This window comes from Rhodospirillales bacterium (assembly GCA_016699855.1).
GTDB lineage: Bacteria > Pseudomonadota > Alphaproteobacteria > Reyranellales > Reyranellaceae.
Genome location: CP064988.1, coordinates 2,379,212 through 2,402,132 on the forward strand (window position 1 = coordinate 2,379,212; position 22,921 = coordinate 2,402,132).

Sequence of the window (22,921 nt, forward strand, 5' to 3'; positions counted from 1 at the left end):
GTCAATGCCTATTGAAGCCGCCGTTTAGGGACTCTACGAGCTCGAGATTGCGAGCGCGCTTGCCAAACTCCCGCTTGAGGTCGTCCCTAAGCTCGTCCATGCGCTGTGGGGTGCCGTCGCCGAACGGATCAATGATTCCTCTGTCACTCGCGCCATGAATCTCGAACGAAACGCCATCACGTCCGAGAATTTCGAATTTCATGGTCACATATTTGGAGACATATCTCCCCTTCGCAACGGACGGCCCACACTCCGGGCAGGCCATACCTCGACGCGTTGCAACTGCTTTGATTGCATCCGTGGCCTCGTTCAACTCGAGTGGCCAAACGCCGTCCGTCGCTCGAATCACATATCTATCTTGGTACTGCATTGGAATATAGCTCGCCATGACGGCCAAAGCCGACACGGCTATGATCGGCATCGCCGCAATTCGCCGGGGCACGAAAATGGGAATCTGGAATGCCTCGGGGCCGCGCGCCACCCGGGCGGCGAACGGCAGCACGGCGAACGCGATCAGGTCCGTGTAGTCGACCGTCCGCCCGATCGGATAGACGGTCGAGACCATCCGGATGAACGGTTCGGACGCGGGGCTCTTCCACCAGATGAACGCCGCGCAGATCGCCGCCGCGACGAGAAGCGTCCGACGCGGAAACGCCGCCATGGCGAACAACGCGACGAGGAGGATGCCCGCGAAATCCGACAGCTTGCCCGTCACCCACCCCGGATACGCGGCCTTGAGCACGTGGTCGTTGAGCAGAAGCGCGACCAGGCTCGCGACCAGCGGCCAGCTCGTCGCCACCAGACCGATTCGACGGACGATATCGCGATCCACTCCCTCGTCCTCCAGGCAACGTCGCCGACGCCTATGCGTGCTGGACGCTCAACGCTCCTTCGCCACTACCGGACCCAACGCCCGGCGCACGCCCTCGGGATCGCCCGCGATCACCTTGAGATAGGCCCGCGCGGGCTGGTCGGGTTCGGTCCGGCCCTGCTCCCAGTCGCGCAAGGTGCCGACGGGGATGTGGTAGCGGGCGGCGAACTCCTCCTGAGTGAGACCCAGCGCGCGGCGCAGAGTGCTGATACGCGGCACGCGGCGGGCCGTAGCGAACTCGTCCGCCGTCATCGGACGCGCGTCCGGATCGGCCGCCGCCGCCGCGGACACCTGCGTGGGCGTCATCGGGCGTGGCGGACGGATCGCAATCCGGCGCCCGCCGCCGCGAGAGACCTTCATGACCGCGCCGTCATCGCGGATTTGCAGGATAGTAGCCATTCCATCCGTGAGTTTAGTCGAGATCGAGCGTCGTCCCAAATCGCACTCCACGTCCGCCGAATCGCGTGACCGGAACGAAGCCCCTCATCCGGCCGCCGCTTCGCGGCGTCCACCTTCTCCCCTCCTGCGAGGGGAGAAGGGAAGTTCGGCGGTGCCTTCGCACTCTTCCTTCTCCCCTCGACGGAGGGGAGAAGGTGCCCCGAAGGGGCGGATGAGGGGCTTCGCCCGACCCACGCACCCACTCCGCAGGGCCTCCACTACGTCGACGGCGCCACCGCCCCGCGCGGCAGGTGCGCGATGGAGTTGGCGTAGTAGCGCAGCACGGCGGCGTCGGCGGTGTTGATGGTGTAGACGCCGTCGTCGTCGCGCAGCACGAGGCGGCGCAGCGTGAGCATGCGCAGACCGACATGGACGGCGTAGTCGCGGTCGCCCCTGGGCACGTAGAGCTTGGCGCCGCCCGCCACCAGCGCGTCCATCAGCGCGACGCAGCGCGCTTTCAGCTCCAGCTCGTCGAGCGGCCGCTCGGCCTCGAGCAGCGCCGTCGCCACCAGCGGCGTCGCCAGCACCGGCACCACCCGCGCGATCTCGGCCATCAGGTCGCCGGCCAGCGCGCCCACGGCCTCGAAGCGCTTCTCCTTCGACAGCGGCCGCAGGTCGCCGCCGAAGCGCTCGGCATTGTCGGACAGCCAGGCGCGGGCCGAGACCGGCAGGCCGAAATTCACGCAGGCGTAGCCGAAGCGGTACCAGCGGCCGGTCAGCATCTGCCGCAGATTGCGGCCGGCGAAGCGCAGGGTGGTGCGCATGGCCTGCCAGCCGCTGGCGCGCTCGGCCTCGGGATCGCCGGCGCGCAGCTGGGTGCGGTCCTCCAGCACGCGGTCGTAGTTGATGCCGACGGGCACGAACACGACGTCCCTTCCGCCCTTGGGGTCGAACGACTTCAGCGCGTAGTCCAGCAGGCCCAGCCGGGCCTCGCGCAGGCGTCCGTCCCGGGTCAGCCCGCCCTCAGGGTACATCGCCTGCGCGACGCCGGCCTCGGTCGCCATGTGGACGTAGCGCTCCAGCACGCGGCGGTAGACCGGGTCGTTGGAGTTGCGACGCACGAAGAACGCGCCCATCGACTTGATCAGCGACTGCAGCGGCTGGATGCGGGCCCATTCGCCGACGGCGTAGCTGAGCGCCGTGCGGTCGGCGGCGAGGAAGGCGACCAGCACGTAGTCCATGTTGCTGCGGTGATTGATGACAAACACCACCGTGGCGTCGCGGTCGACGGCGGCCAGCGCGGCGTCGTCGGCGAAGCCCAGCCGCACGCGGTAGAGCAGCCGCGCCAGCGCCCGGGCCAGCGTGTAGCCGACGCGGAAATAGACGTAGGCGTTGAACGCCGGGACGATCTCGTTGGCGTAGCGGCGCACGCGGGCCATCTCGGCCTCGCGCGGCACGTTCTCGGCCTGGGCGCGCTCGTTGGCGGCGGCGATGACCTGCGGATCGTAGATCAGGCGGTCGACCAGCACCTGCCGCTTGGTGAGCTGGAACGGTTTGATGCGGATGTCGAGCCGGTCGTTGACGCGGTCGATCAGGCGGTTGACGCGGCGGCGCAGGAACCAGCGGCCGGACGGGATCAGCAGCCGGTCGAGCAGCGACCACAGCGCGAACGCCGCGATCGGCAGGAACAGCCACAGCGGCACCGTGACCGGCTCGTCCATCCTCGGCCGCCCTCCCCCGGGGTCGTTTGTTGTCCGGAGTGTAGCAGCCGCGGCGGAAACGCGGGTAGGTTATGGTCCGGATCCGGGCGGTGACCCCTCATCCCCGCCGCGGCTGCCGCGGCGTACCTTCGAGCACCTTCTCCCCCGAAGACGGGGAGAAGGGGAAGAGATCTGAATTCCCTTCTCCCCCGTCTTCGGGGGAGAAGGTGGCGCGGAGCGCCGGATGAGGGGTCCGCGGGCACAGGAGTGACGTTCGATGGCCTACATCGCCGGGGTCGGCAACACGCGCTACGGCAAGGTCGAGGGCTCCTCGACCTTGAGCCTCGCCAGCGAGGCGGCGCATCTGGCGATGGCCGACGCCGGGCTGGGCGTGAAGGACATCGACGGCGTGCTGACCGGCTACAGCACGACGCTGCCGCACATCATGCTGGCCACGGTGATCGCCGAGCGCATGGGCATCCGGCCGGTCTACGCCCACGCCATGCAGGCCGGCGGCGCCACCGGCGTCGCCATGGTGATGCTGGCCAAGCTGCTGGTCGACAGCGGCCAGTGCCGCGCGGTGCTGGCGCTGGCCGGCGAGAACCGCGCGTCGGGCCAGAGCCGCGACCAGTCGATCCAGACGCTGGCGCAGGCCGGGCACAGCGATTTCGAGGTGCCCTACGGCGCCACCATCCCCGCCTATTACGGCCTGCTGGCGGCGCGCTACATGCACCAGTTCGGCGTGACCGGCGCCGATCTGGCGGAGCTCGCGGTGTTGATGCGGCGCCACGCCGGCACGCATCCCGACGCGCATCTGCGCACGCCGGTCACGCTGGACGACGTCATGGCGTCGAAGCCCATCGCCCTGCCGCTGCGGCTGCTGGATTGCTGCCCGGTGTCGGACGGCGGCGTGGCGGTGGTGGTGACACGCGAGCCGACCGGCGCGGCGCGGGTGCGCATCCGCGGCGCCGGCCAGGCGCATCTGCACCAGCACATCAGCTGCATGCGCGACTGGGCCGATTGCGGCGCGGCGCAGGCGGCGGGGCGCGCCTTCGCCGAGGCCGGGATGACGACGAAGGACGTCGACTACCTCGCGGTCTACGACTCCTTCACCATCACGCTGGCGATGCTGCTGGAGGAGACCGGCTTCGCGCCGCGCGGCGGCGCCGGCGCCATGGCGCGCGACGGACGTTTCGGCGTCGCGGGCGACCTGCCGCTGAACACCCATGGCGGGCTGCTGTCGTTCGGCCATTGCGGCGTCGGCGGCGGGCTGGCGCATCTGGTCGAGGCGCAGCGCCAGCTCGCGGGCAAGGCCGGCGCGCGGCAGGTCAAGAAGGCGACGACGGCCTTCATCCACGGCGACGGCGGCGTGATGTCGTCGCACGTGTCGATGCTGCTCGAGCGGATGTGAGGAGACGACGATGAGCGCGACCCCCACGACCTTCCCCGCCGGCGACGACATCGCGCGCGCGTGGTGGAACGGCGTCGCCGACGGGCGCATCGGCTACCAGGTGTGCGCCGACTGCGGCGCGGTCCAGTTCTATCCGCGCAGCCATTGCACGGCCTGCGGCTCGGCGCGCTGCGAGACGCGCGCGTCGAAGGGCGCCGGCGCGATCTTCTCGATCACCGTGGTGCACCGGCCGCCGTCGGAGGCGCTGCGGGCGCACGCGCCCTACGCCATCGCGCTGGTCGATCTCGACGAGGGCTTCCGCATGATGGCGCACGCCGATCCCGGCTGCGCCATCGGCGACCGCGTGACCGCGGCGTTCATCCCGTTCGGCGACCGCGTGGTGCCGCGCTTCGCGCGCGCGTGAGGCGATCCGCCCGGCGGCGTCACTCCGCCGCGACGGCCTCCTCGACGAACATCCGGCGGTCGAAATCGTCGGCCACCCGGCCGTCGTTCTCGATCATCGTCGCGGCGTCGAGGTCGGCGTATTCCATGACGTTCATGTCGCGGAACGCCTTCTGGACGCGGGGGCCCATCAGGCCGATGTCCTTGATCGTCGGCACGATGCGGCTGAACAGCCGGCCGCGGAACGAGTTCATGGTCTTGGAATTGAACGTGATCTCGTTGAGCTTGTCGATCGGCAGGCCGGCGCGCTCCCACACCTCGGCCTGGTTGAACCGGTCGCGCATGAAGTAGAGCGCCTCGACGACGAACTCCTCGCGCTCGTCGCGCTCGTGGTCGGAGAGCGCGGGATAGTAGTCGCGCAGCGCCAGCCGGCCGAACGACACGTGCCGCGCCTCGTCCTGCATGACGTAGGCGTTCACCGCCGACGCCAGCTTGCTGCGGGCCTTGTCGCGGATCGCCTGGAACGCGGCCAGCGCGAGGCCCTCGACCATGATCTGCATGCCGAGATAGGTGAAATCCCAGCGGCGCTCGGTCAGCGTCTGCTCGAGCAGCGCCTTCAGCGACGGCGTGATCGGATAGGCCAGGTTCAGCTTCTCGTGCAGCAGGCGCTTGTAGACCTCGACGTGGCGCGCCTCGTCCATCACCTGCGTCGCGGCGTAGAACTTGGCGTTCATGTCCGGCACCGTGGAGACGATCTTGGCGGTCGCGATCAGCGCGCCCTGCTCGCCGTGCATGAACTGGGAGATCGTGTGGGCCTGCAGGTTGCGCCGCAGCCACGCCTTCTCCTTCGCGGTCATGCGGCGCCAGTAGTCGGTGTCGAAGATCGAGAGGGACTCGTCGTCGAGCCCCATCGGATTGTCGTCGTCGAGATCGAGCTTCCAGTCGATGCGGACGTTGGCGTCCCACTGCTGCTTCTTGCCCTTGTCGTAGAGGTCGAGCAGCGCGGCCGAGCCGTCGTCGTACTCCCAGTTGAACAGCACCTCGGTCTTGCCGTCGAAGTGCCAGCCGGTCATGTCGACCGGCAGGGCGTAGATTCGTGCTGAGGTCATGGGGCGTTCCTTCCGTGGCAGGACCGGCGGAATATGACGGATGCGTCACTTTCGCCTGGAAGGAAACGGCAATGCCGGCGCGGGCTCTTTGATCCAGATCAAAATCCGTCGCGCGCGCGCGAAAAAGCGGCGGACTTCCGTCCGCCGCCTGTTCCGTTCCGCGCGTCCGGCGGAGGGCGACGCCGCTACTGGGCGGCGATCTGCTCCTGGACGAACCGCTTCTTGTCGAAATCGTCGGCGACCTTGAGGTCGTTCGCGAGGATCGCGGTGGCGTCGATCTTGGCGTACTCCATCACGTTCATGTCCTGCAGCGCCTTCTGCACCTTGGGACCGAACAGGCCGATGTCCTTGAGGATCGGCACGATGCGGGTGAACAGGCGCGAGCGGAACGCCTGCATGACGCCGGAGTTGAAGGCGTACTCCATCAGCTTGTCGACCGGCAGGCCCGAGCGCATCCACACCTCGGCCTGGTTGAACCGGTCGCGCATGAAGTACAGCGCCTCGACGGCGAACTCCTCGCGCTCGTTGCGCTCGGCGTCGCTGAGGTGCGGGTAGTACTCGCGCAGCGCCAGGCGCCCGAACGTGACGTGGCGCGCCTCGTCCTGCATGACGTAGGCGTTTACCGAGCCGGCGAGGTTGTTCTTGGCGGTGTCGCGGATGCGCTGGAACGCGGCCAGCGCGAGGCCCTCGATCAGCACCTGCATGCCGAGATAGGTGAAGTCCCAGCGCTTGTCGCTCAGCGTCTGCTCGAGCAGGTTCTTCAGCGACTCCGTGATCGGATACGCCATCTTGAACTTCTCGTGGATCAGCCGCTTGTAGCTCTCGACATGGCGCGCCTCGTCCATCACCTGCGTCGCGGCGTAGAACTTGGCGTTCATGTCCGGCACGGTGTTGACGATCTTGGCGGTCGCGATCAGCGCGCCCTGCTCGCCGTGCATGAACTGGCAGATCGAATGGCACTGGAGGTTCCAGCGCAGGTCGATCTTCTCCTTCTCCGTCATCTTGTCCCAGAAGGGCGAGCCGAAGATCGGGATCGTCTCGTCGGACATGCCCATCGGGTTGTCCTCGAACAGCTCCTGCGACCAGTCGAGGCGGGTCGAGGCGTCCCACTGCTGCTGCTTGCCCTTCTCGTAGAGGTTCAGCAGATCGGCGCTGCCGTCCTCGTACTCCCAGTTGAAGTGCATCTCGGTCTGGCCGTTGAACTTCCAGTCCGTGATCTCGACCGGCAGCGTGTAGATCCTCTTGGTCGACATAGTTCCCGCTCCCTTCGCCGGTCCCGCGCGCCGGCGCTCGATTTGGCGGCGTGGGCCGCGACACGGAACGGCACAAACTTGACGCACCGTTCACTTTGATGCCCGGACCTATAGCACGGGCCGTGCGTACTGTCAGGCGGAATCCCGGCGCCGCCCCCGGCGGGGGTCAATGGGCGTTCACGGCTGCAGGCGGTAGCCGCCCTTGTCGGTCAGCAGGATCTGCGCGTTGCCGGGATCCTTCTCGATCTTCTGCCGCAGCCGGTAGATGTGGGTCTCCAGCGTGTGCGTCGTGACGCCGGCGTTGTAGCCCCAGACCTCTCCCAGCAGCTGCTCGCGCGCCACCGAGCGCACGCCGGAGCGGTAGAGGTACTTGAGGATCGAGGTCTCCTTCTCGGTCAGGCGGACCTTCTTCTTGCCGCCCTTCTCCACCAGCATCTTGGAGGCCGGCTGGAACTCGTAGGGACCGATCTGGAGGACGGCGTCCTCGCTGCGCTCGTGCTGGCGCAGGTGGGCGCGCAGTCGGGCCAGCAGCACGTTGATCCGGAACGGCTTGGTGATGTAGTCGTTGGCGCCGGAATCGAGGCCGAGGATGGCGTCGGCGTCGGTGTCGGCCGCCGTCAGCATGATCACCGGCGCGCGCACGCCCTCGCGGCGCATCAGCTTGCAGATGTCGCGGCCGTCGGCGTCGGGCAGGCCGACATCCAGCAGCACGGCGTCGAACAGGTGCTTCTTGGCGGTCGACAAGCCCTCGGCGCCGGTGCCGGCCTGGACCGTCACGAACCCGTCGTAGAGCTCGAGCTGCTCCGCCAGCACGGCGCGCAGCGAGGCGTCGTCGTCGACGAGGAGGATCTTCTTGCCTTTGTTCATGTCGCTGTCCGGTGGCCGAGAGGCGAGGGAGGACGGGAACGGCGGCGGTACGCGCGGCGCGGCGCCGGCCGACGCCGGGCCGGGCAGGCCGAGGACGGAGACGAAACGGTCATCGGGCATGTGTATACCATCACGGGATCGGACCCCGCCATGATGCGCCGGCTATCGCCGCCATGCCCGTCACGTCGCCTCACGTCCGCGTCACACCCCCATCAGGCCGAGGAGCGCCGGGCGCAGCTTCCCGTCGGGGTCGAACAGCCGGTCCACGATCGAGAAATGCTCGTCGCCGGGGGTCTCGAAGACCGCGCGCGGCGCGGCGCCCGCCGCCGTCAGCGCGGCGGCGTAGTCGCGGGTCTGGCGCACGAGTTCGGGCAGCTCGGCGGCGCCGACCGCCAGCACCACCGGCGGCGCGTCGCGCCTGACGTGCCGGATCGGACTCAGCGCGGCCGCCTCGGCGGCGTCCATGCGGCAGGCGGCGTTGAGATAGCTCAGCCGGATCGGTTCGAGGTCGTAGATGCCCGACAGCGGCAGCGCCCCGGCCAGCGCCGGCCGGTCGAACCCCCGCGCCCGCCAGTCGGTGTGCGCCAGCGACGCCGCGATATGGCCGCCGGCCGAGTGGCCCGCCACCACCAGCCGCGACGGATCGAGGCCGATCTCCGCCGCGTGGCGGTGCAGCCAGACGACGGCGGCGCGCGTCTGCTCGATCAGCGTCGTCATCGTGACGTCCGGGCACAGATCGTAGGTCGCGGCGATGTACAGGGCGCCGCGCGCGGTGATCGCCGGCGCCGGGAACGAGTAGCCGTCCTTGTGGTTGCCCTGCCAGTAGCCACCGTGGAAATACAGCAGCGCCGGACGGCCGGCGGCGGGCGCGTCGCCGGGCGGCCGGAAGATGTCCAGCCGCTGCCGCGGCGCCGGCCCGTAGGCGATGTCGAGCGCGCATGGCGTCGAGGCGCGCGCCGCGGCGCTCGCCGCCAGCCAGCGGTCGACCCGGCTCTGGAAGCCGGGCACGTGGGCGCGGTTGTTGTAGGCGGCGTCGAGCGCGGCCTGGTCGAAGTCGCGGTAGACGGGTCCGGTCATGGTCGATGCGCTCGCGGCTCGGAACGGGGTCGGCCACCCTATCCGGCGCCGCGCCGGGGCTCCAGCGCCGCGGGCGGGCGGTCGTGCCGCCAGTCGGATCGACCCGGCCGGCGTCCGTGACTCGCCGCGCGCGGATCGCTAAAAGACCGGCCATGTCCCTCGCCCCTTCGGATATCGAGACCGTCCCGGCCGAACCGCCCGTGTCGCTGGTGCCGGTCGAGCGCGCGATGGCCGAGCTGCGCCGGGGCGGCGTGGTGCTGATCCACGACGCCGACGGCGCCGCCGGTCTGGTGGTCGCCGCCGAGTCGTGCGGCGACGCGGCGCTGGCGCGCCTGCGCGGGCTGGCCAGCGACGCGCCGGCGCTGGTCACCACGCGCCGCCGCGCCGAGGCCGTCGGCATCGAGATTCCGCCGCACATCGCCGGCGGCATGGGCGCCGCCAACAAGCCGGTGACGCTCGACCTTCCCGCGGGCGTGCCGGTCGCGGTGATCCTCGAGCCGACGGCCCCGGACCAGCGCGGGCACGTGGCGGCGCGCTACCTGTCGCGCCCGGTCGCGAGCCACGCGCCGGCGATCGCGGAGGCGGCGATCGAGCTGGCGAAGCTGGCGCGCCTGATGCCCGCGGTCGTCGTCGGCCCGCTGCCGCGCGACCGCCTGCGCGAATGGCGCGACTGGGCCGCGGCGCGCGACGCGCTCTACGTCGAGGCGCGCGACGTGCGCGGCTACGAGAAGGCGTCGGCCTTCGACCTGCGCCCGGTGGCCGACGCCCGGGTGCCGCTGGAGAACGCCGAGAACGCCCGCATCGTGGCGTGGCGGCCGCAGGACGGCGGCAAGGAGCACCTCGCCATCGTCGTGGGCGAGATCGACCCGACGCGGCCCGTGCTGATCCGCCTGCATTCGGAGTGCTTCACCGGCGACCTGCTGGGCAGTCTGCGCTGCGACTGCGGCGAGCAGCTGCGCGGCGCCATCGCCGAGATCGCGCGCGCCGGCTCCGGCGTGCTGCTGTACCTGGCCCAGGAGGGCCGCGGCATCGGCCTCGTCAACAAGCTGCGCGCCTACCGCCTGCAGGACAGCGGCTTCGACACGGTCGACGCCAACGAGCAGCTCGGCTTCGAGTCGGACGAGCGGATGTACTGGCCCGCCGCCGTCATGCTGCGGCAGATGGGCATCGCCCGGGTGCGCCTGATGACCAACAACCCGGAGAAGATCGACCAGCTCGGCGACTACGGCATCGAGGTCGTGGAGCGCGTGCCGCACGTCTTCCCGGCCAACGGCCACAACGAGAAATACCTGCGCACCAAGGCGGAGAAGAGCGGCCATCTGCTCTGAGCCGCGCCGCGCCGCGTCCGTCCCCTTCGAGGCCATCCCCGCGATGATCAGCTTCCTCACCGATCTCGAGGCGCACGCGCAGGCCGCCGCCCGCCGCGAGGCGGACTACCGGATGGAGGCGCGCGACCGGCTCGACGCGCTGGAGGCGCAGCGCGTCGCGGCCTACCGCCGCCTGAACCTGATGCGCGGCCTCTCGGCGGCGATGGGCGAGATCGAGGAGGCGGCGGCGGCCGTCGAGCGCGGCGTCGCCCACGTCTGCGGCGAGACCTCCTGGACGGACGCCGACGAGGGCGTGGCCGAGGTGCGCCAACGGCTGCTGCCCGTCGCCGAGGCGACGCTGGCTGCCGACCGGGCGCCGGCGGGAACGCCGCCGACCCAGGCGCCGACGCTGGCGTTGTCGGCGTTCGAGGCGTGGTACCGGGCCCGCTTCGGCGTCGAGTTCACGTCGCTGATGGCGCGCGACGCGCCGAGCTTCACGCCGGTCGTGGATTTCTGAGATGTCGGCGGCGTTCGACGCATGGCTGCGCGAGACCTTCGCCAGCACGCGCGGCTTCACGGCGCTGCTGGTGCTGGTGCGCGCCGACGCCCGCACGATCTGGCCGCTGGGTTCGTCCTACGCCAACGTCATCGGCAACGAGCTGGAGTGGGGCGATTTCCGGCGCATGCTCGACGCGTCGAAGCTCGACTGGAACGCGGTCGCGATCTTCGCGGCGACGGCCGAGGGCGGCGGGCCGTTGAGCGACGCGGAGGCGAAGAGCCGGCTGCGCGCGGCGCAGGAGCGCGTGATCGCCGACCACGCCGCCGTCAACGAGAGCGCGTTCTTCGACCGCAAGGGAAGGCCGCTGCGCCTCGACCCGGCGGATTGATCCGCCACCGCGCGCTCACGCCGCGCCGCAGCCCTCGAAGCACGTCTCCGCCATCAGCGCCAGGAACGGCTCGACGGCCGCGTCGGCGCCGATCAGCGCCGCGCGCGCGGCCGGCGGGTCGTCGGCCGCCAGCACCACGAACCAGCCCTTGCCGTACATGTCGAGATTGAGCCAGCGCGGGTTCTCCATCAGGTCCTCGTTGCTCTCGACGATGGTGCCGGCGAACGCCACCTTCGCCGGCGACACCAGCTTGCCGGACTCGATGACGGCGCAGGCCTGCCCGGCGTCGAGATGCCGGTCGGCGCGGCGCGGCGTGGCGGCCACGATCTCGCCGGCCATGCCGACCGCGACCATGGTGCCGCCGACGCGGTAGCGGCCGTCGCCGAGGTCGCGGTACCACAGCATGTTGGCGACGTCGTAGAGCAGGTCGTCGGGCAGCAGGCAGCCTTTCACCGTCGCCATCGCGGCCTCCTCAGTAGGTCAGCACGCGGGTGTCGTCGGCCATCGCGGCCTCGACCATGTAGGCGGCGCCGACGAGGCCCGCGCATTCCGGGATCAGCTCGTCGCGGTCGATGCCCAGCATGTCGAGGTTGGCGGCGCAGGCGAGGAAGCGCGCGCCGTGGCCGTGCGCCTCGCGGATGAAGTCGTGAACCGTGCGGCCGGAGCCGGCCTTCACCTCGATGCCGGCGGCGACGCCGCGGGCCATCAGCCTGCCGGCGGCGCCGGTGCAGATGACCTCGACCTTGTAGTCCATCGCCGCCGCCACGGCGGCCTGGTACAGCGGCGCGCCGAGCTCCGCCGGATTGCGCGGGTCGCTGTTGATCATGATGATGGTCAGCCGGTTCGCCATGGCGCGACAATCGCCGCTTCCGGACGGATCGACAAGGGACGCGGGCATGGACGCGATCAGGGTGGTCGATTGCGGCGTCGCGCCGCCGGCGCGCTGCGAGGCCCAGTACCATGGCCTCTCCGCGGTTTGGCGGCCGGGCGACCGGCCGATCGTCGCCCTGGCCCGCCCATCGGCGCCCTATCTCTGCGTCGGCGCCAGCCAGGATCCGGCCGTCGAGCTCGACCTGCCGCTCTGCCGCGCGCGCGGCTGGCCGGTGTTCCGCCGCGCGCTCGGTGGCGGCGCGATCTACCTCGACGGCGGTCAGCAGTTCTTCCATTTCATCCTGCCGCGCCGCGCCATGCCGCGCGATCCGCCCGCGCTGTACGCGCGCCTGATGTCGCCGGCGCTCGCGGCCTTCGGCGATTTCGGCGTCGCCGCGTCGTTCGCGCCGCCCGGCGATCTGCGTGCCGCCGGCCGCAAGATCGGCGGCGTCACCGCGGGGATCGTCGGCGAGGCGCTCGTGGTGGGCAGCAGCTTCATCGCGACGTTCGACACCGCGGCGATGGCCGACGCCATCGCGGCGCCGTCACCGGCGTTCCGCGCCGGGCTCAGGAAGGCGCTCGACGACAACATGACGACGCTCTCCCGGCTGCTCGATCCCGTGCCGGCGCTCGACGCGGTGAAAGTGGCGTTCCTGCGCCATCTGCAGACGGCTTACGACGCGGTCGTCGAGCCGTCGACGACGACGGCGCCGGAGGACGATGCGATCGCGGCGTACGAAGCCCGGCTGTCCGACGCCATGCCCGAGGTGGAACACGCCAGGCGGCTGACGCCGGGCGGCGTGCGCGTCACCGCCGGCCGGCATCTGACCGAGGCGGAGCATCGTTGCGCCGGCGGGCTGATCCGGGTGCGTCTGCTCGAGCACGACGGGCGAATCGAGGAGCTGACTCTCGGGGGCGACGCGGCCCGGGCCCCGGAGGACCGCCTGGCCGCGCTGGCGACGGCGCTGGTCGGATGCCGGCTCGACGACGGCGGGTTCGGGGCGGCGGTCGAGCGGGAGCTCGACCGCCTCGATGTGACCATCGACGGCGTCGACGGCCGCGACGTCGCCAGAGCGGTCGAGGCGGCCTACGCCGGGGCGCGCCGCCGACGCTTGGGCGGGGCCGGCGGCGGGCAGTAGATCGCGGCCAGCGTCTCGATCACCCGCGCGGCGTCGCGATCGGCGACGCGGTAGTAGATCGTCTGGCCGGCGCGCCGGGTGGCGACGATCCCGGCCGCGCGCAGCCGCGCGAGGTGCTGGGACACGGCCGACTGCCCGAGCCCGACGGCGTCGGCGAGCTCGCCTACGGAACGCTCGCCTTCCGCCAGCGCGCACAGGATCATCAGCCGCCGCTCGTTCGCGAGCTCCTTGAGCAGGCGCGTGGCCGTCGCCGCGCGCCCGGCGAAATCCTGGGGATCGATCCCGTCGAGCATGACGTTCCGTTCTTCCTGGGTGTGGACGACGGCGCTTTATTTTAGCTATAGCTAATATTAAAGTTCCTTGGTACGGATTCCAATATGACGCGTGGGATGCCGCCGCGGAAGCGTAGGCTCGAGGGCTCTCCCGGCGGGACGGTACATGGTAACGAGCGCCGGTCAACGGCGGCACCATCGGGGGAGAACGGAGCGATGCCCATTCGGAGGACGACAGGCGCCCGCGCGGCGGCATGGACGGTCGGTGCGGCGATGATGGCGGCGCTGGCGGCGCCCGTGGCGGTCGCGCAGGCGCCGGCGCCCGCGCCGCTGCACCTGGAAGGATCGTCGGCGCCACAGCCGTGGACACGCTATCCCGACTGGAACAAGGCGACCTGGGACAAGTACAACACGCTCGCCCGCCGCGACGTGACGCCGAGGCACGGCGCCGAGATCGAGGTCAAGGACGAGATCACGGGCGATCCGAAGAAGGGCCAGGAGCTGGCCTTCGCCCGCGCCCGCGGCGGCGGCTGCCTCGCTTGCCACGTGATGGGGCCGGCGACGCAGGAGACGCCGGGCAACGTCGGGCCGGATCTGTCGGAGATCGGCACGGCGGGCCGCACCGACCAGTGGCTGTTCAACTCGATCTACGATCCGCGCGTCTATAACGAGCGCAGCGTGATGCCGCCCTGGGGCGCGCACGGCTTCTACAGCGTCGAGGAGATCCGCGACATGGTCGCGTTCCTCAAGACGCTGAAGACGCCGGCCAAGTTCAAGACGCGGCTGGACGACCCGGCGCTGCGTCCCAAGCCCGTCGAGGACCGCGACGCCCTCGATCCATTCGTCAATCCGGCGGCGGAACGCATCGAGACCGGCGAGGCGCTGTTCCGCGCCGCCGCGCCCGGCGGCAAGAGCTGCGCGTCCTGCCACGCCGACGCCAAGGCGAAGTTCGCCGGCTGGGCGACGTCGATGCCGAAGTGGGAGCCCCGGCTCAAGAAGACGCTCGGCGTGGAGGAGTTCATCCACCGCCACGCCAAGGCGACGATGGAGGTCGAGTGGCGGATGCAGAGCGTCCCGAACACGGACATGACCGTGTATCTGCATTCGCTGTCCAACGGCCGCGAGATCAAGCTCGACCTGTCGACGCCGGAGGCCCGGTCGGCGCTGGCGCGCGGCAAGGCGCTGACCGAGACCAAGATCGGCCAGTTCAACCTCGCCTGCGTCGACTGCCACGAGGCCGACAAGGGCGGCCTGAAGTGGTTGCGCGGCCAGTGGCTGGGCGAGTTCCGCGGCCAGCTCGACCACTTCCCGACGTGGCGCACCAGCCGCGGCTCCGGCCAGATCTGGGACATCCGCAAGCGCTTCCAGTGGTGCAACATCCAGGTGCGCTCCAACGAGCTGCCGCCCGACGCGCCGGAATACGGCGACCTCGAGATGTTCCTGAAGAGTCTGAACCAGGGTTTGAAACTCACGGCGCCCAACATCCGCCACTGAGCGGGCGCGCGCCATCCATGGAGGGCCTATCGATGAACACCGCCACCAATCCGGGCCGCCGGCGCGTGATCGTCGGCGCGCTGGGCGCCGGCGCCGCGGCGACCCTCGCCGCGATCCTCCCCGTCGCCGCGGGGGCCACGCCGGAGAGCGCCAAGGCGCTGCTGCAGACCCTCGCCAAGGGCGACCCGAAGGAGGGCCGGATCGCGATCCGCGCGCCGGAGATCGCCGAGAACGGCAACGCCGTGCCCGTGACCGTCTCGGTCGAGAGCCCGATGACCGAGAAGGACCACGTCAAGGCGATCCACATCGTCGCCGACGGGAACCCCAACCCCGGCGTCGCCAGCTTCAATCTCACCCCGCTCGCCGGGAAGGCCGAGGTCCAGCTGCGCGTGCGGATGGCGACGACGCAGAAGGTCGTCGTCGTCGCGGAGATGTCCGACGGTTCGCTGTGGACGGCGGCCCGCGAGGTGAAGGTCACCATCGGCGGATGCGGCGGCTGAGACCGGCCGCGATCCCCGTCCACCCATCATCCGAGGAGCCGTTCCATGGCCGACGACATCAAGCCGCGCATCCGCGTGCCGCAGACCGCCAAGAAGGGCGAGGTCATCGAGGTCAAGACGCTGGTCACCCACCCGATGGAGTCGGGCCAGCGCAAGGACGCCGAGGGCAAGACCATCCCGCGGCGGATCATCAACGCGGTGGCCGTGACCTACAACGGCAAACCCGTGTTCTCGGCGAAGCTCGAGCCCGCGATCTCGGCCAACCCCTACCTGTCGTTCTTCGTGCGCATCGAGGAGGCCGGCACGCTGGCGTTCGAGTGGAAGGACGACAACGGCGACGTCTACAAGGCCGAACAGAAGGTCGCGGTCGGCTGAGGTTCCGATGACCGCGCTGTCGCGCCGCGACCTTCTGCAGCTCGGGCTGGCGACCGGCGCGATCGGCCTCGGCGCGACGCGGGCGCTGGCCCAGCAGCGGATCACGCAGGACGAGTTGCTGCGGTTCGACGCCACCGGCCAGGTCACCCTGCTCCACTTCACGGACATCCATGCCCAGCTTCGGCCGCTGCGCTTCCGCGAGCCGTCGGCCAATATCGGCGTCGGAGAGGCCGCCGGCCTGCCGCCGCATCTGACCGGCCGCGCGATGCTCGACGCGTTCGGCGTCAAGGGCGGCTCGCCCGAGGCGCATGCGCTGGCGTCCACCGACTTCCCCGCGCTGGCGAAGGCCTACGGCCGGGTCGGCGGGATCGACCGCATGGCGACGGCGGTGAAGGCCGTGCGCGCTGAGCGGCCGGGCCGCACGCTGCTGCTCGACGGCGGCGACACGTGGCAGGGCTCGTACACCTCGCTGGCGACGCGCGGCGAGGACATGGTCGAGGTCATGAACGCGCTCGGCGTCGAGGCGATGACGGCCCACTGGGAATTCACCCATGGCGCCGACCGCGTGAAGGCGCTGAAGGACAAGCTGAAGTTCCCGTTCCTCGCCGGCAACGTGAAGGACACCGGCTTCGGCGATCCCGTGTTCGACGCCGAGGCGGTGTTCGAGCGCGGCGGCCTGCGCATCGGCGTGATCGGCCAGGCGTTCCCCTACACGCCCGTCGCCAACCCGCGCTGGATGATCCCCGACTGGTCTTTCGGCATCGAGGAGGACCGCGTCCGGGAACGCGTCGAGGCGATGCGCGGCCGGGGCGTCGATCTCGTGGTCCTGCTCAGCCACAACGGCTTCGACGTCGACCGCAAGCTGGCGTCGCGCGTCAAGGGCATCGACGTGATCCTGACCGGCCACACCCACGACGCGATCCCGCGGCCGGTCGTGGTCGGCGACACGCTGCTGGTCGCCGCGGGCAGCCACGGCAAGTTCCTGGCCCGGCTCGACCTCGACGTGAAGGCGAAGCGGATCGCGGCGTGGCGTTTCAAGCTGATCCCGCTCTTCTCCGACGCGATCGCGCCCGACGCCGACATGGCGGCGCTGGTGAAACGCATCCGCGCGCCGCACGAGGCGGCGCTGTCGAAAGTGCTGGCGACGACGGAGTCGACGCTCTACCGGCGGGGCAATTTCGGCGGCACGATGGACGACCTCATCTGCCGGGCGCTGCTGAAGGAGCGCGACGCCGAGATCGCGTTGTCGCCGGGCTTCCGCTGGGGCGCCTCGCTGCTGCCCGGCGATCCGATCACCGCCGAGGACGTCCACAACCAGACCGCCATCACCTACCCCGCCGTCTACCGCAACGAGATGACCGGCGCGTTCCTCAAGGAGGTCCTCGAGGACGTTGCCGACAATCTGTTCAATCCCGACCCCTACTACCAGCAGGGCGGCGACATGGTGCGGGTCGGCGGCATGGCCTACGCGATCGACGTCGCGGCGCCGGCCGGAAGGCGCATCTCGGACATGACCTTGCTGTCGACCGGCGCGTCGATCGATCCCGGCAAGACGTACGTCGTCGCCGGCTGGGCGTCGGTCAACGAAGGCACGCAGGGGCCGCCGGTGTACGACCTCGTCGCCCGGCACCTCGAATCGGCCAAGACGGTGCGGCTCGACGACGTCAGGCCGGTGCGCGTGACCGGAGCCGATCCGCGCGGATTGACGGAATAGGCGACCGCGGGAGCGGCCGGACGGGAGGGATTGGAATGATCGACGATCCGGTGGAAGTCGCGCGCGCGGCCGCGTCGCGCCCGGTCCACGGCGCCGCGCCGGCCGGGCGCCGCGGCTTCCTGACGGCGGCCGGACTGGCGGCTGGCGGCGCCTTGCTGCGGCCGTCCGGAGCGCTCGCGGCGCCGGACGAGAACCTGCCGCCGAACGTGCCGGAGTGGACGAAGTCGCTCGGCGCCTCGGTGGTCGACGCCCCCTACGGCGCGCCGTCCAAGTACGAGAAGGGCGTCGTCCGCCGCCACGTCGAATGGCTGACCGCGACCGAGCACTCCTCCATCAACTTCACGCCGATCCACGAGCTCGATGGCATCATCACGCCCAGCGGCCTGTGCTTCGAGCGCCATCACGGCGGCGTGCCGGAGATCGATCCGGCGCAGCACCGGCTGATCGTCCACGGCATGGTCGACCGGCCGCTGATCTTCACGATGGACGACCTCGTGCGCTTCCCGTCGGTGTCGCGCGTGCTGTTCCTCGAATGCCCCGCCAACGGCGGCATGGAGTGGAAGGGCGCGCAGATGGACGGCTGCCAGTTCACCCACGGCATGATCCATTGCTGCGAGTGGACCGGCGTGCGCCTGTCGACACTGCTGGCAGAGGCCGGCGTCAAGCCCGAGGCGAAGTGGCTGCTGGCGGAGGGCGCCGACGCCGCCGCGATGACGCGCTCGATCCCGCTGGCGAAGGCGCTCGACGACTGCATCGTCTGCTACTCGCAGAACGGCGAGCGCATCCGCCCCGAGCAGGGCTACCCCGTGCGCCTGATGGTGCCGGGCTGGGAGGGCAACGTGAACGTGAAGTGGCTGCGCCGGATCAAACTGGGCGACCGGCCGTGGCACCACCGCGAGGAGACGTCGAAGTACACCGACCTGATGCCGGACGGCAAGGCGCGGCAGTTCACCTTCGTGCAGGAGGCGAACTCGGTGGTCACCTCGCCGTCGCCGGAGAAGCCGCTCCGCCACGGCAAGGGTTTCCACGAGATCCGCGGCCTGGCGTGGAGCGGCCGCGGCCGCGTCAAGCGGGTCGACGTGTCGGTCGACGGCGGCAACAACTGGCGGACCGCGGCGTTGCAGGAGCCGGTGCTGAGCCAGGCGCTGACGCGCTTCCGTCTGCCGTGGGACTGGGACGGCGCGCCGGCGCTGGTGCAGAGCCGCGCCATCGACGAGACCGGCTACGTGCAGCCCACCATCGAGCAGCTGCGCAAGGCGCGCGGCCTGAACTCGATCTACCACAAGAACGCGGTGCAGACTTGGCGGGTCAATCCGGACGGGAAGGTCAACAATGTCCAGATCCTCTGACCGCCGGCCGTGGATCGCGGCGCTGACCGGCGCGCTCGCCGTCGGCCTCGCGGTCGCCGCCATTCGGCCCGGCCGGGCGCAGGCGCCGGCCCGCTACGGCTTCGGCCAGCCGGCGACGGCGGCGCAGATCAAGGGCTGGGACATCGACATCCGCGGCGACGACGGGCTCGGCCTGCCGCCGGGCAAAGGCACGGTCAAGCAGGGCGAGACGCTCTATCTGGCGCAGTGCGCCAGCTGCCACGGCGAGTTCGGCGAGGGCAACGGACGCTGGCCGGAGCTGATGGGCGGCGGGGGCACGCTGACCTCGGACGATCCGCGCAAGACCATCGGCAGCTACTGGCCCTACGCGCCGGTGGTGTTCGACTACGTGCGGCGCACCATGCCGTTCAACGCGCCGCAATCGCTGAGCGACGACGAGGTCTACGCGATCACGGCGTATCTCCTGCACATCAACGACGTGCTGCCGGCCGACGCCGAGCTCGACGCCGCGAGGTTGAAGGCGGTCAAGCTGCCCAACCGTGACGGCTTCATCCAGGGCGATCCGCGGCCGGATGTCGTGACCATGGGCGAGCCGTGCATGTCCAATTGCCGGACGACCCCGCCGAAGGTCACCTCCGACCTGGCGCAGCGCCTCGGCGTCACCCCCGACCGCAAGCCCAAGGACTGACCGCGCGCGTAAGGTGCGCTAACCCTCGGATCAAGTTATTCTCGTTTGAAGCGGCGGGCGCGGACGGGTTCAACCGGGACGCGGAAGGCCGGCGCCGCGCGACGAAGGCGCGGCGCGGGAAACCGGCAGGGGAGGAAAGGCATGAGATTGTCGATGATCGCCGTGGTGGCGATGGCGGCGGCCATGACGGCCGGCGCGGCGCGGGCGCAGAGCCCCGGACCCACCGGACAGGCGATGGTCCAGAACTGCTACGTGTGCCACGGGCCGGGCGGGAAGACCGACGGCGCCATCGCGCCACTCGCCGGGCTGCCGCGCGACCACGTCGTGCGGACGCTGACGGAGTTCAAGACCGACCGGCGCCCCGGCACGATCATGAACCGCATCGCCAAGAGCTACAGCGACGAGCAGATCGCGCTGATCGCCGATTTCATCGCCACGTTGAAGTGAGGGAGCGCGCCATGACCATCACCCGTCGTTCCCTCCTCGGCGCCGCCTCGGCCGGCGCCGGACTCTCCCTGCTCGGCGCGCCGGCGATCGCGCAGGCCGGCGCCAAGGTCGTGGTCGTCGGCGGCGGCTTCGGCGGCGCCGCGGCGGCGCGCTACCTCAAGAAGGCCGACGCCGCGATCGACGTCACCCTGGTCGAACGGGACGACAAGTTCGTCACCTGCCCGTTCTCGAACTACGTGATCGCGGGCTTCCGCAAGATCGAGGACATCACCCACGGCTACGACGGCGTGCGCAAGGCGGGCGTCAAAGTCGTCAAGGGCGAGGCCACGGCCATCGACACGACGGCGCGCGTGGTCACGCTCGGCGACGGCGCGAAGCTACCGTACGACCGGCTGGTCGTGTCGCCCGGCGTCGATCTCGATTTCGCCGCCCTGCCCGGCTACACCGAGGCCGCCAGCGAGCGGATGCCGCACGCCTGGAAGGCCGGCGCCCAGACGCTGCTGCTGCGCCGCCAGCTCGAGGCGATGCCGGACGGCGGCACGTTCATCCTCAGCGCCCCGGCCAATCCGTTCCGCTGCCCGCCCGGCCCTTACGAGCGTGTCAGCGTCGTCGCCTGGTACCTCAAGAACAACAAGCCGAAATCGAAGATCCTCGTGCTCGACGCCAAGGACGAGTTCTCCAAGCAGGGCCTGTTCCAGGCGGCGTGGGAAAGCGAGTTCCCCGGCATGATCACGTGGATCGCCGGCAAGGATGGCGGCAAGGTCGAGAGCGTCGATCCCGCCGGGATGTCGGTGAAATCCGGCTTCGGCGCCGAGAAGGGCGCGGTCGTCAACGTGATCCCGCCGCAGCGCGCCGGCAGGATCGCGCAGATCGCGGGGCTCACCGACGAGAAGGGCTGGTGCCCGGTCGATCCCTCCACGTTCGCCTCGCGCAAGGCGGAGAACGTCCACGTCATCGGCGACGCCTGCATCGCCGGCGCGATGCCGAAATCCGGCTCGTCCGCCAACGCCCACGGCAAGGCCGCGGCCGCGGCGATCGCGGCGTCGCTGGCGCGCAAGCCGGCGCAGCCACCGGCGCTGTTCAACATCTGCTACAGCCTGGTGAAGCCGGACTACGGCATCTCCGTCACCAACGTCTACATGGCGACCGCCGACAAGGGGATCGTCGCCGTTCCGAACTCCGGTGGCGTCAGCGTGCGCGCGACGACGGCGTTGAACGAGCGCAAGCTCGAGGCCGACTACACCGTCGGCTGGTACAAGGCGATCACCGCCGACACCTGGGGCTGAACGGCGGCGATCCTCAGATCACAGCCGGCGGCAGGCCGGCGCGGCGGCGCGCCGCCTGAAGCGTGTTGTGCAGCAGGCAGGCCACCGTCATCGGGCCGACGCCGCCGGGCACCGGCGTGATGGCCCGCGCCACGGCGGCGGCGGGCTCGTAGTCGACGTCGCCGATCAACCGCGACTTGCCGTCCGGCAGCGCCACCCTGTTGATGCCGACATCGATCACCGTGGCGCCGGGCTTGATCCAGCCGCCCTGCACGACGCGCGGCCGGCCGATCGCGGCGACCAGGATGTCGGCGCGGCGGCATAGCTCGGGCAGGTCGCGGGTGCGCGAATGCGCCACCGTCACGGTGCAGTCCTCGCGCGTCAGCAGCTGCGCCATCGGCTTCCCGACCAGCGTCGAGCGGCCGATCATCACGGCGTCGGCGCCGGACAGCGAGCCCAGCGAATCCTTGAGCAGCATCAGGCAGCCCAGCGGCGTGCAGGCGACGGAGAAATCCAGCGGGTCGGCGCCGGTGGCCAGCACGAGACGGCCGGCGTTGGTGGCGCCGAGCCCGTCGACGTCCTTGGCGGGATCGACGGCCTCGATCACGCGGTGCGCGGAGATGTGCTTGGGCAGCGGCAGCTGCACGAGGATGCCGTGCACGGCCGGATCGGCGTTGAGCCGCGCGATCAACGCCAGCAACTCGGCCTCGGTGGTCGCCTCCGGCAGCTTGTGCTCGAAGCCCGCCATGCCGGCCTCGATGGTCTGCCGGCCCTTGTTGCGGACGTAGACCTCGCTGGCGGGGTCGTCGCCGACAAGCACGGCGGCGAGGCCCGGCGTCACGCCGGCCGAGGCCTTGAGCGCGGCGACCTCGCGCGCGACGCGGGCGCGCAGGCCGGCCGCGAAGCTCTTGCCGTCGATGATGCTGGCTGTCATGCGGGTCTCCGTCCGGCCTCGGGCGGCGGCGGTGTAGACCGATCCGCCGGCGGATGCCACCGCGACAAGATGGCGGCGAGCGCGGCGGGATCGCCCGCCACCATCACGACCTTGCGCCGCGCCGTGGCGCCGAGGACGATCTCGAAGGCGGACCGCGGCAGATCCCATTCGCGCGCAAGCAGCGCGACCACGGCGGCGTTGGCGGCGCCGTCCTCTGGCGCCGTTGTCACCGAGACCGCCAGCGCCACGCCGTCGACCTCCGGCGCGAGCCCGTCGATCGCGTTCCGCCGCGCGCGCGGCCGCACCTTCAGGCGGACGCGGACGCCGCCGGCGGCGGGCGCGAAGAACGTCAAAAGATCGAAGGCGGCTGGCCGAAACTGAGCGGAATGAGCAGCGAGCGCTGAATGAATAGAATCAACAAGATGAGGATCAGCGGCGACAGGTCAATCCCGCCGAGATTGGGCATGAAACGGCGGATCGGCCGCAGCAGAGGTACGGTTAGACGGTTGGTCGTATCCCACACCACGCGCACGAATTTATTGCGGTAGTTCAGGACGTTGAACGCCAGCAGCCAGCTCATGATCGCCTGCGCGATCAACACGACCATGATGAACTGGAGGAGGATATTGAGAACATAGGCGAGTGAGGAGATCA

At 70.4% G+C, this 22,921-nt stretch carries 27 protein-coding genes; 14 read left to right on the forward strand and 13 right to left on the reverse strand.

The annotated features are described in order from the left end of the window. Position 1: 1 nt before the first annotated feature. The 3 genes from IPK81_11115 to IPK81_11125 all read right to left on the reverse strand — a co-directional run bounded on the left by IPK81_11115 (position 2) and on the right by IPK81_11125 (position 2,970). A complete protein-coding gene (locus IPK81_11115) occupies positions 2-832 on the reverse strand; it encodes a hypothetical protein (protein QQS14653.1) in 831 nt (276 codons plus the stop codon). A 48-nt stretch (positions 833-880) separates the two neighbouring features. Next, the gene (locus tag IPK81_11120) at positions 881-1,177 is read right to left on the reverse strand and encodes a helix-turn-helix domain-containing protein (protein QQS15059.1); all 297 of its coding nucleotides are present in this window, start codon (positions 1,175-1,177) and stop codon (positions 881-883) included. Between the two features lie 350 nt (positions 1,178-1,527). Next, the gene (locus IPK81_11125) at positions 1,528-2,970 is read right to left on the reverse strand and encodes a 1-acyl-sn-glycerol-3-phosphate acyltransferase (protein QQS14654.1); all 1,443 of its coding nucleotides are present in this window, start codon (positions 2,968-2,970) and stop codon (positions 1,528-1,530) included. Between the two features lie 256 nt (positions 2,971-3,226). Here IPK81_11125 and IPK81_11130 point away from each other — a divergent pair, with 256 nt between their 5' ends. Continuing rightward, complete coding sequence (locus tag IPK81_11130; GenBank protein ID QQS14655.1) at positions 3,227-4,360, forward strand: thiolase family protein; 1,134 nt, start codon at positions 3,227-3,229, stop codon at positions 4,358-4,360. 10 nt (positions 4,361-4,370) lie between these two features. Then, complete coding sequence (locus tag IPK81_11135; protein QQS14656.1) at positions 4,371-4,763, forward strand: Zn-ribbon domain-containing OB-fold protein; 393 nt, start codon at positions 4,371-4,373, stop codon at positions 4,761-4,763. 19 nt (positions 4,764-4,782) lie between these two features. Here IPK81_11135 and IPK81_11140 read toward each other — a convergent pair whose 3' ends face one another. From IPK81_11140 to IPK81_11155, 4 genes are all read right to left on the reverse strand, one after another. Then, positions 4,783-5,850: a ferritin-like domain-containing protein gene (locus IPK81_11140; GenBank protein QQS14657.1), complete on the reverse strand. Its 1,068-nt coding sequence runs from the start codon at positions 5,848-5,850 to the stop codon at positions 4,783-4,785. A 185-nt stretch (positions 5,851-6,035) separates the two neighbouring features. Then, the gene (locus IPK81_11145; GenBank protein QQS14658.1) at positions 6,036-7,103 is read right to left on the reverse strand and encodes a ferritin-like domain-containing protein; all 1,068 of its coding nucleotides are present in this window, start codon (positions 7,101-7,103) and stop codon (positions 6,036-6,038) included. 177 nt (positions 7,104-7,280) lie between these two features. Further along, complete coding sequence (locus IPK81_11150; GenBank protein ID QQS14659.1) at positions 7,281-7,970, reverse strand: response regulator transcription factor; 690 nt, start codon at positions 7,968-7,970, stop codon at positions 7,281-7,283. 201 nt (positions 7,971-8,171) lie between these two features. Next, positions 8,172-9,047 carry an alpha/beta hydrolase gene (locus IPK81_11155; protein QQS14660.1) on the reverse strand — a complete coding sequence of 292 codons (876 nt, stop codon included), beginning with the start codon at positions 9,045-9,047 and terminating at the stop codon, positions 8,172-8,174. Positions 9,048-9,199: 152 nt separating this feature from the next. Between IPK81_11155 and ribA the strand changes: the two genes are divergently transcribed. The 3 genes from ribA to IPK81_11170 are packed head-to-tail and all read left to right on the forward strand — an operon-like array spanning position 9,200 to position 11,241. Further along, positions 9,200-10,375, forward strand: coding sequence for a GTP cyclohydrolase II (gene ribA, locus IPK81_11160; GenBank protein ID QQS14661.1), 1,176 nt, complete (start codon positions 9,200-9,202; stop codon positions 10,373-10,375). A gap of 43 nt (positions 10,376-10,418) precedes the next feature. Then, positions 10,419-10,871 carry a hypothetical protein gene (locus tag IPK81_11165; GenBank protein ID QQS14662.1) on the forward strand — a complete coding sequence of 151 codons (453 nt, stop codon included), beginning with the start codon at positions 10,419-10,421 and terminating at the stop codon, positions 10,869-10,871. A gap of 1 nt (position 10,872) precedes the next feature. After that, positions 10,873-11,241, forward strand: a complete 369-nt coding sequence (locus IPK81_11170) for a hypothetical protein (GenBank protein QQS14663.1) — start codon at positions 10,873-10,875, stop codon at positions 11,239-11,241. A gap of 15 nt (positions 11,242-11,256) precedes the next feature. Here the strand turns inward: IPK81_11170 and IPK81_11175 are convergent, their stop codons facing one another. Both IPK81_11175 and IPK81_11180 read right to left on the reverse strand, forming a co-directional pair. Further along, the gene (locus IPK81_11175; GenBank protein QQS14664.1) at positions 11,257-11,703 is read right to left on the reverse strand and encodes a glycine cleavage system protein H; all 447 of its coding nucleotides are present in this window, start codon (positions 11,701-11,703) and stop codon (positions 11,257-11,259) included. A gap of 10 nt (positions 11,704-11,713) precedes the next feature. Further along, on the reverse strand, positions 11,714-12,091 hold the full coding sequence (locus IPK81_11180; GenBank protein ID QQS14665.1) for a DsrE/DsrF/DrsH-like family protein: 378 nt from the start codon (positions 12,089-12,091) through the stop codon (positions 11,714-11,716). Between the two features lie 46 nt (positions 12,092-12,137). Between IPK81_11180 and IPK81_11185 the strand changes: the two genes are divergently transcribed. After that, a complete protein-coding gene (locus tag IPK81_11185) occupies positions 12,138-13,250 on the forward strand; it encodes a lipoate--protein ligase family protein (GenBank protein QQS14666.1) in 1,113 nt (370 codons plus the stop codon). On the opposite strand, the gene IPK81_11190 is transcribed toward IPK81_11185, so the two are convergent. Further along, positions 13,199-13,543, reverse strand: coding sequence for a helix-turn-helix transcriptional regulator (locus tag IPK81_11190; protein ID QQS14667.1), 345 nt, complete (start codon positions 13,541-13,543; stop codon positions 13,199-13,201). The two genes, IPK81_11185 and IPK81_11190, sit on opposite strands and share 52 nt — an antisense overlap. Positions 13,544-13,795: 252 nt before the next feature. Here IPK81_11190 and soxA point away from each other — a divergent pair, with 252 nt between their 5' ends. The 8 genes from soxA (at position 13,796) to IPK81_11230 (ending at position 21,354) form a co-directional block, all read left to right on the forward strand. Continuing rightward, positions 13,796-15,016 (forward strand): sulfur oxidation c-type cytochrome SoxA, encoded by a 1,221-nt coding sequence (gene soxA / locus IPK81_11195; protein ID QQS15060.1) that lies wholly within the window; start codon positions 13,796-13,798, stop codon positions 15,014-15,016. A gap of 32 nt (positions 15,017-15,048) precedes the next feature. Further along, entirely contained in the window at positions 15,049-15,516 is a 468-nt protein-coding gene (gene soxY, locus IPK81_11200) for a thiosulfate oxidation carrier protein SoxY (GenBank protein QQS14668.1), read from the forward strand. A gap of 45 nt (positions 15,517-15,561) precedes the next feature. Continuing rightward, positions 15,562-15,891: a thiosulfate oxidation carrier complex protein SoxZ gene (gene soxZ / locus IPK81_11205; GenBank protein QQS14669.1), complete on the forward strand. Its 330-nt coding sequence runs from the start codon at positions 15,562-15,564 to the stop codon at positions 15,889-15,891. 7 nt (positions 15,892-15,898) lie between these two features. Next, the gene (gene soxB, locus IPK81_11210) at positions 15,899-17,605 is read left to right on the forward strand and encodes a thiosulfohydrolase SoxB (protein QQS14670.1); all 1,707 of its coding nucleotides are present in this window, start codon (positions 15,899-15,901) and stop codon (positions 17,603-17,605) included. Positions 17,606-17,640: 35 nt separating this feature from the next. Further along, positions 17,641-18,954 (forward strand): sulfite dehydrogenase, encoded by a 1,314-nt coding sequence (gene soxC, locus IPK81_11215; GenBank protein QQS14671.1) that lies wholly within the window; start codon positions 17,641-17,643, stop codon positions 18,952-18,954. Beyond that, complete coding sequence (locus tag IPK81_11220; protein ID QQS14672.1) at positions 18,938-19,621, forward strand: cytochrome c; 684 nt, start codon at positions 18,938-18,940, stop codon at positions 19,619-19,621. The genes soxC and IPK81_11220 overlap by 17 nt, the downstream gene beginning before the upstream one ends. A gap of 141 nt (positions 19,622-19,762) precedes the next feature. Beyond that, positions 19,763-20,068, forward strand: a complete 306-nt coding sequence (locus tag IPK81_11225; GenBank protein QQS14673.1) for a cytochrome C — start codon at positions 19,763-19,765, stop codon at positions 20,066-20,068. 11 nt (positions 20,069-20,079) lie between these two features. Then, the gene (locus IPK81_11230; GenBank protein QQS14674.1) at positions 20,080-21,354 is read left to right on the forward strand and encodes an FAD-dependent oxidoreductase; all 1,275 of its coding nucleotides are present in this window, start codon (positions 20,080-20,082) and stop codon (positions 21,352-21,354) included. A 13-nt stretch (positions 21,355-21,367) separates the two neighbouring features. On the opposite strand, the gene folD is transcribed toward IPK81_11230, so the two are convergent. From folD to IPK81_11245, 3 genes are read right to left on the reverse strand one after another with little or no spacing between them, the layout of a single operon-like run. Continuing rightward, the gene (gene folD / locus IPK81_11235) at positions 21,368-22,267 is read right to left on the reverse strand and encodes a bifunctional methylenetetrahydrofolate dehydrogenase/methenyltetrahydrofolate cyclohydrolase FolD (GenBank protein ID QQS14675.1); all 900 of its coding nucleotides are present in this window, start codon (positions 22,265-22,267) and stop codon (positions 21,368-21,370) included. Beyond that, complete coding sequence (locus IPK81_11240; protein QQS14676.1) at positions 22,264-22,620, reverse strand: DUF167 domain-containing protein; 357 nt, start codon at positions 22,618-22,620, stop codon at positions 22,264-22,266. Before IPK81_11240 ends, folD begins: the two co-directional genes overlap by 4 nt. Then, entirely contained in the window at positions 22,617-22,919 is a 303-nt protein-coding gene (locus tag IPK81_11245; protein QQS15061.1) for a YggT family protein, read from the reverse strand. Before IPK81_11245 ends, IPK81_11240 begins: the two co-directional genes overlap by 4 nt. Between the last annotated feature and the right edge of the window lie 2 nt (positions 22,920-22,921).